Here is a 7,170-nt window from a genome sequence, read left to right on the forward strand (position 1 = left end):
TATTTTAGCAGTTACTCTCTATTTATGAGTGTTCTTATTTATTGGGGGGATTACCAAACGACCTCCTTACTAATAAAGCCAATAGGATAAAATCTACGGTTCTCTGATGAAACTTGTGGAATAAATATATAGTCAGTGTTAGGTTGGCGGTTATATTGAAATAAGTGAGGTTTAACGGCATCCTCTTTAGTTTTCTTATCAGTGCTTAATAACCGCATCTCACGCACTTTCTCTAATCGCTCTCGAACCCTTGGCATTTCCTTTAAATAATTATTTAATTCTAAAGCCTCTGTATCATGAAACCATAAACACCATCTTTTTATACCATTCAAAAATTCTGTTCCACCAAGATATGGACGTACATATTTTTTGGCTAAAGGTTCATTTTCCAAAAGCTCTATGTATTCTTGCTCAGTTAAACTCAGATTTCCACCGTCTGTTGCCTTAGAGCCTGAGTCCATGATTTCTTCATTTGAAACCTGATTTCTAGTTCTGTCAAAAAACACTGTTGGTGCATCTACTAAATATCCATTAATGATTTTAGATTTTTTAGGTACAGGCTCTCCAGAAACATCATCATAGTTAAAAATAGTTTTTTCTTTACGCTCGAAGTCAGAGTATCCAACTATTACACAATGCACAGCAGCTACTCCCTTGCCTTCATTCGTCCATTTGAAAGTATGGTGAGCAAAATTAATATAGCCTTTACTATCTTCTAATATATATTTCCAAAGCACCGCTACTTGTTCACCTTGCATAATTGAATTTGTAGAAACGAAAGCCGTTTCTATATGGTGATTCTGCATGCTTACAGACTGCATATAGTGCATTGCTTTTATGTACCATCCTGCGACGTAATCTAAATATTTATAACCACTAATATTCTTAGCTACTAACTCAATATCCTGTCTCTGTAGTTTGTTTTGATTTTTTTTACCAATGAAAGGCGGATTACCCATCACAAAATCGCACTCATTGGCTGCTAGAACGTCCTCCCAGTCAATTTGCAGGGCATTGCCCTCTGTAATGTGTGGACTGTACACAATGGGCGTTGTAGGGCGCGTCGTACCAAAACGCTCAGCAGTGGCTTGGTTTAACTGATGATCGGTGATCCACATGGCTACCCTTGCAATATGAGCCGCGTGTGGTTCAATCTCGATACCGTAGAACTGCTCAACAGTAACTTGGCACATACTGCTAATATCAAGCAGCCCTCTTTGTTCACCGTAAATCTGTGCGATCAGCTGATTTTCTAATAGTCGCAACTCACGGTAAGCAATGATTAGAAAGTTACCGCAGCCACAAGCAGGATCAAAAAAGGTCAATTTCGGCAGCTTTTCATAGAGCTTTATAGCTCTAGGCTTATCTTTAGCGCACTTTGAAAACTCATCACGCAGCTCTTGCAAGAATAAAGAATTGATGACCTTTAAAATATTCTTTTCACTGGTGTAATGAGCGCCAAACTCACGACGCTTATCGTCGCTGTCGGCTGTGTCGTCTATATCGAGTACGCTTTGGAACATTGAGCCAAAAATAGCAGGGCTAATCTCGCTCCAATCAAGGTTATTGCACTGAACGACTAGGTTATAGAGGTTCTCATCGAAGTAAGGAATACGGATTGACTGAGAGAACAGATCACCGTTGATATAAGCAAAGGCAGCATAGCTTTCAGGCAGGCGACTTGAGCGATCTTTAGTGTTTAAAGTATCAAACAGCGTGGTAAATACTTCATTGAGGTTGCTGCCGTCACTTCTTGCCTCGTTTTTGAGCAATCCATCTAACAGGTTTTTTTGTCCAAAGATGCCGGTGTCATCGGCAAAGAAACAAAAGATCAGGCGAGTTAAGAATAGTGCCAATTCATCGGCATTAACTCCATCGGAGATAAAAGCCTGATGTAGCTTAGCAACCATTTCAGTAGCTTGACGGTTGATAGGGTTTTCTTCAACGATCTCAGCCATTGCAGCGTTTGGTGCTAAGAAGTCCAGCCATTCCGCATTTTTAGGAAGATCAGCAATCGGACATTTATATTCTTTGATGTTTAGAGGGTTTTCGATATCGAATAGCCATAGCTCATCGAAGTTAGACAGCACGATATATCTTGGCTTATCTGCTACGCTTAGGCGTTCATAGTATTTGCTGACTTGGTTATAAGCTTTATTTAGATCAAGACCACGGCTTTTTTGTTCAATCATGACCAGTTTAGGAATAAATGCATCAACATACTTTTGAGATTTATCATCTTTTAGACGATGTTCAAACGCTTTTAGCTGTACTTGACCCGATACGCCATAAGCATTGAATATCTGTGTCCAAAAGTTCTGACTTTGACCCCTCTCATATCCCTCAGCGTCTTTATAGTCATGGATAATACGGTGTAGCTGCTCACGGATATGCTGATAGTCTAAACTCATTGGTAGCCTTACTGTTTTGTTTAATAGAATTGCTGCTAATAATACTCATCATTTTGACTGTTTGAAGCTTAATTCTTATTTACTTCTAAATTTATCCCAAAATTCATCAATACATTCATCCAATAAATCAGCATCAGATATGACGTCTGACTGCTGTTGTAGAAAACTTATATCCATTGCAGTACTGTAATCTGCATACTTTTTATCTATCATGTTATGGAAAAAACCTTCATCATTCGAGTCATCTGGGTAAAACATCTTGTGTAGTGACCACCAGTCGTTAAAAAATCTGCAAAAGCTTACTAGCTGTTTTTTATCGTATTTATAAACAACATATGGATAAAATTGAATAGGTAAATGTGGAAAAAAATCTATCAATGTAGTCCGAATTGCTTCTTGTTGCTTCGTTAACTTTTCAAAATAATTAATCATTTTTGTAATCCTATGAGTTTAGGGCTGAAAGGGTCACTGCAACTCAGCAAATGAGTCATGTACTCTCTAACATACCTAGGCTCTTGTAGTTGTTTTTTCAGCTTCATCTTAGCTTTAAAGTAGCTATCACAATCTGACCAGTTACCTACGATTGAGGGTTCTTGGTGTAGTAGCTCCGCATACTTATCTGCTTGCGCTGGAGTCATACCTTTAACCTCTTCATCTGTAACACCGTTTATCCAATCGATACTATGAGGATCTCTTACTATGCCAAGAGGTTTCGTATCTTTTTCCTTAATTTTAAACCTAAAGGTAAAGCCTGCAATCTGACGCCCTTGCTTATGCTGCTCATACGTGGCTGTAATGTCCGTATGATCGTTAATCTGCTTTATAGCATGGTCTAATACTTTTGCTTTAAAGTTATTCATCTGTTTATATTTACTAGGCTCAACCCCTAGCATCGAGCGTAAATCACCAATCATTATCTTATTGGTTTTGCCAACTGAGCGCCAACGTATCATTAATTCATATAGTCTAATGGCATATTCGCTTTGCAAGCTACTTACCTGCCTTAACTCATATTCGGTATAGCAGCTATCAAGGCGTGTTATAAGCGGTATAACATCACTCGCAAAAGTTAGCTCAACACAGCCCAATTCATCAGCATAAGCAATCTTCTCTACCCAACGGCTTTTATAATGTATGTTCTTGCCGCTTGCCTCTTCTATCTTGTCGTAACTAAATCCTGCTTCATACAACCCGTTAACTGCACGTTTCATGGCTTCGTATGCAGTATGTTTTTCTACACTGAATTGCTGCTCATAGCTTTTAGCGTAAAGGCGCAAAGGCTTACCTACATTGATCAGCTTGTTCTGCTCCCTTGCTTCAATGATTGCTAGGAATATAAGCCGCTGCTCTGCCACTCCTAAGCTATAACTTGCGCCCATCAAATCATTATCTTTAGAAACTATTTGTTTTTTTGTCATGGCTGCCTTGCCTGTGCTTGAACAATATGTAAATTAGCCATAACCATAACATTAAATGAATATCGCTACAATAGCTATATAAAAGTATCTATAAGGTCGTAAAAGGTAGCTTTATGGGTCGTAAAAGGTAGCTTTATGGGTCGTAAAAGGTAGCTTTATCAGTCCCAAACTCCTTTACTAGTAAGCTCTGTAGCGAGCCTAAAAGCTTTTAAAAACTATTAAAAACATTAAAAACCTTTTTACTTATTTTTTAATAAAATTTACTTCAAAAAATCATCCTTATCAAAGTACATTCTGTACTGTTATTTTTAGAAAAATTGCTCAGTGTAGAAATCACAATGATCTTTAGATCCACAGGAAATACTAGTAACCATTGTTCAGTTTTAATAGATATGAGTTAATTTTTTAAAAGTAAAAGTGTTAACATAGTGCACTAACAAACGTTTTTTGAAACAATTTGTTACAAATTACATGAGTATTGATTCTATTAAGGGATTTAAATGGATACAACTATTGATATTAATGAACTACGTGAAAATATAGCTGATTTAGTTGATAAAGCTTCTGAGAGAGAAATCCCTTTATATGAAGTTAGATCTGTTTTTAAAACAACCAAAGCAGGACTAAGTGCAAGAAATTTTGATGGGCTGAAAAATAAGCTGAACAGTGAGTTTGATATCTCTAAACTAAATGAACTTGCTAAATCTATGCAGGATCTTGTGGTTTCTCATATAGATTTTGATGACAAACTCATTTCAATTTTTAAAGACATACCGGATATTTCTGATTTATATGACAAGCTTACAGATGTCTTTTCAAGTGATACAGATATGGCTACGGAGCCAACTAATTACTGCATTTATGCAAGAAAAGACTTATCTCCTTATCAAACAGTATTTCAGTTCGTTGTTTCTAGAGAAATAAGTGTAAGAAAAACACTAAGTCCAGATGATTTAAGAGAAGATATGTCAGAAGAGTTTCAAGAGGTTATAGGCATCAAAAAGACCCCTCTCGACTGTCACGACTTTATCATGATAGACACCAAAGAAAACTTAGTGATTATAGGAATTGACTTAGCACTTATATTAGGAAGAAATGAGCTAAGTGTTGCCCAGCATAATTTTCATAATTTCTTAAGAAGAACATTAGGTATTGTTCTTAGTAACGAAGTTGATTTATTTCCGAAAATACAAGAATTTTATGATTTCCCAATTGATAAGTCTAATGGAGTAACTGAGATATATTTTATGACCCCAGCTGGTACTGCTCATCACGAAACCCTTAAAGGCCATGGTAAAGATTTAAGAGAAGCAACTTATCATAGGAAAGGAACTGAAGGGGTACGTAATGAGAAGTCAAATGGTAAATTACTACACAATGATATTACGCCATATAGAATCAGTACGAGGTTTTACAGAGAATCAGATACACCAATAATCGATATATCACTAAAAAGCAGTTATTTAGCTATTAATACTAATAATGGATCTCACCTTTATGACGCCTATATCTACGGCTCAAGAAGCAAGATAGATTTAGACTTCATTTTAGACAAGCTAATTAGCTAACGGTAAGTTCAAAATGGAACATAAAACTGTGTCTAGTATAAAAAATAATATTATTGAGAACAGTCATATTGGTAAACAGATGGCAGATATCTGTTTGTCAATTATTGACCATGTTTCTATTGGTTCGAAAACAAGAACCCATCTAACCTTCAAAGATTTACATAACCTCAACCCTAATGTTGATGAAGATGTATTTTATGATGCTGTATTTTACCTAACTAGAGTGAATGTTAACGTCCTTGTTCAACAATTTGAAGCTTTGCATCCAAGAAATGGTTTTGTAGCTGTTCCAAATAGAGAAGAAATTATTGAAGATATGAGAAATGATGAGCTTTCTAACCCATTTACAGGTGAAGAGTTAAGTGAGGAAGAGTTTGGAAGACAGGTCATTACTTACTTTTCTGTGTCACCTGAGTTTATGAGGTTGTCGAATGCCTAATACACTCACGAACGCAACTCTATCCAATAAACGTAATCGTCAACGTTCAGTTGAACCTGAAGTTAGTAATTATCTACAGTTTATAGATACTTTATACGATGATTTAGAATTTGTGATTGGAAATTTGAATAAGTATAAAGATAAATACTATCAAGGTATGAAAGACAATTCTAAACAAGGGGAGAACTTAGTAAACACTACCATTTGTAATATGTTGAATTGCCGTGGCTGGAAAGCTGATCATGATGTTCATATTAATGGTAATGCTGATATCGTTGTTACTCTCCCTTATACCGATTATCAGTGGCTAGGTGAAGGTAAGATAAATAGTAACCAAACAAGCTATACCGATGCGTATCAAGGATTAAAGCAACTTTTATATCGTTACTCTACAGGACTCGACAATCAAAATTCAGGTGGCGTGATTTTATACATTACAGAAACTCAAAAAAACCAATTAGATATTTTGAACAATTGGAAAGAGGTAGTAGAAAAGAAAGTAGATATAGCCGATGACGATGATATGCCATATGCACCTGCTCTTAGACTAGAAGTGTGCCCTAAAAGTAATTTAGTGTTTTATAGCTATCATATACATTCATCATCGGGATTAGAGTATACCGTACGCCATATGATTATCGACTTTAGACATCAACCAAAAGATAGAAGAAAGAAATAATCTCGCTTTTATAAGAGCGTATGCTCTTTTTACTTATAAGAAGCCACTAAAATATCTAACTTGTCTCATAGCTAAGTTAATGCCATAGTTGTTCACTGAACGTTCTGGACAGTTGTACTGGACAGTTGCTAAAAACGTACTTGAACACTAGGTGAACAATGAAAATATCGGTGACAAAAGCGGCAAAAGAATGGGGTGTATCAAGAACCACCATCTATCAGAAAGTCAATGATGGTGAGCTTTCCAGAACCGCAGACAAGAAAATAGACGTTTCAGAAATGTTGCGAGTGTTCGGTGAGCCAATTTCTAAAAAACGTACTGAACGTTCAGTGGACACTGTCCAAAGTACACCGCTGAACAGTCAAAGTGTTCAGTACAATACGGACATTGAACACCAATTAGCGCTTGAAAAGCTCAAAAATGAGCACCTCAGCCAACAGGTGAGTGATCAAAAGAAGTTGATAGAGAATTATCAAGAGCAGATAGCACAATTGAACAAAACGCTGGATAAAGCCAATGCCAGTATTCAGGATTTCGCGCAAGTCAGACTACTAGAATTTAAAAAGTCTGAGCAGGGCTATGAGCCGCCAGTTGAACAACAGAAAGAAAAAACAGACAACTCAACCGTAGCTACGGTTGAGAAGAAAAAAAAGTG

General features: G+C 36.5%; 7 protein-coding genes. 4 read left to right on the top strand and 3 right to left on the bottom strand.

All coding sequences use genetic code 11. The annotated features are described in order from the left end of the window. Nucleotides 1-50: 50 nt before the first annotated feature. The 3 genes from AB0G16_RS37990 to repM all read right to left on the bottom strand — a co-directional run bounded on the left by AB0G16_RS37990 (nt 51) and on the right by repM (nt 3,829). Nucleotides 51-2,411, bottom strand: coding sequence for a DNA methyltransferase (locus tag AB0G16_RS37990; RefSeq protein WP_362815755.1), 2,361 nt, complete (start codon nt 2,409-2,411; stop codon nt 51-53). A 75-nt stretch (nt 2,412-2,486) separates the two neighbouring features. Next, nucleotides 2,487-2,843, bottom strand: coding sequence for a hypothetical protein (locus tag AB0G16_RS37995; protein ID WP_102076190.1), 357 nt, complete (start codon nt 2,841-2,843; stop codon nt 2,487-2,489). Continuing rightward, the gene (gene repM, locus AB0G16_RS38000) at nt 2,840-3,829 is read right to left on the bottom strand and encodes a replication initiation protein RepM (protein WP_362815757.1); all 990 of its coding nucleotides are present in this window, start codon (nt 3,827-3,829) and stop codon (nt 2,840-2,842) included. The genes AB0G16_RS37995 and repM overlap by 4 nt, the downstream gene beginning before the upstream one ends. Nucleotides 3,830-4,329: 500 nt before the next feature. Here repM and AB0G16_RS38005 point away from each other — a divergent pair, with 500 nt between their 5' ends. From AB0G16_RS38005 to AB0G16_RS38020, 4 genes are all read left to right on the top strand, one after another. Then, entirely contained in the window at nt 4,330-5,397 is a 1,068-nt protein-coding gene (locus tag AB0G16_RS38005; RefSeq protein ID WP_362815759.1) for a hypothetical protein, read from the top strand. 28 nt (nt 5,398-5,425) lie between these two features. After that, entirely contained in the window at nt 5,426-5,836 is a 411-nt protein-coding gene (locus tag AB0G16_RS38010; RefSeq protein ID WP_362815761.1) for a hypothetical protein, read from the top strand. Next, a complete protein-coding gene (locus AB0G16_RS38015; protein ID WP_362815763.1) occupies nt 5,829-6,515 on the top strand; it encodes a hypothetical protein in 687 nt (228 codons plus the stop codon). Before AB0G16_RS38010 ends, AB0G16_RS38015 begins: the two co-directional genes overlap by 8 nt. A gap of 170 nt (nt 6,516-6,685) precedes the next feature. After that, nucleotides 6,686-7,170, top strand: a 485-nt coding sequence (locus AB0G16_RS38020) for a hypothetical protein (protein ID WP_362815764.1), incomplete at its 3' end; no start/stop codon positions are given.

The sequence above is a fragment of the Streptosporangium sp. NPDC023615 genome (assembly GCF_040640155.1).
Lineage (GTDB): Bacteria > Actinomycetota > Actinomycetes > Streptosporangiales > Streptosporangiaceae > Streptosporangium.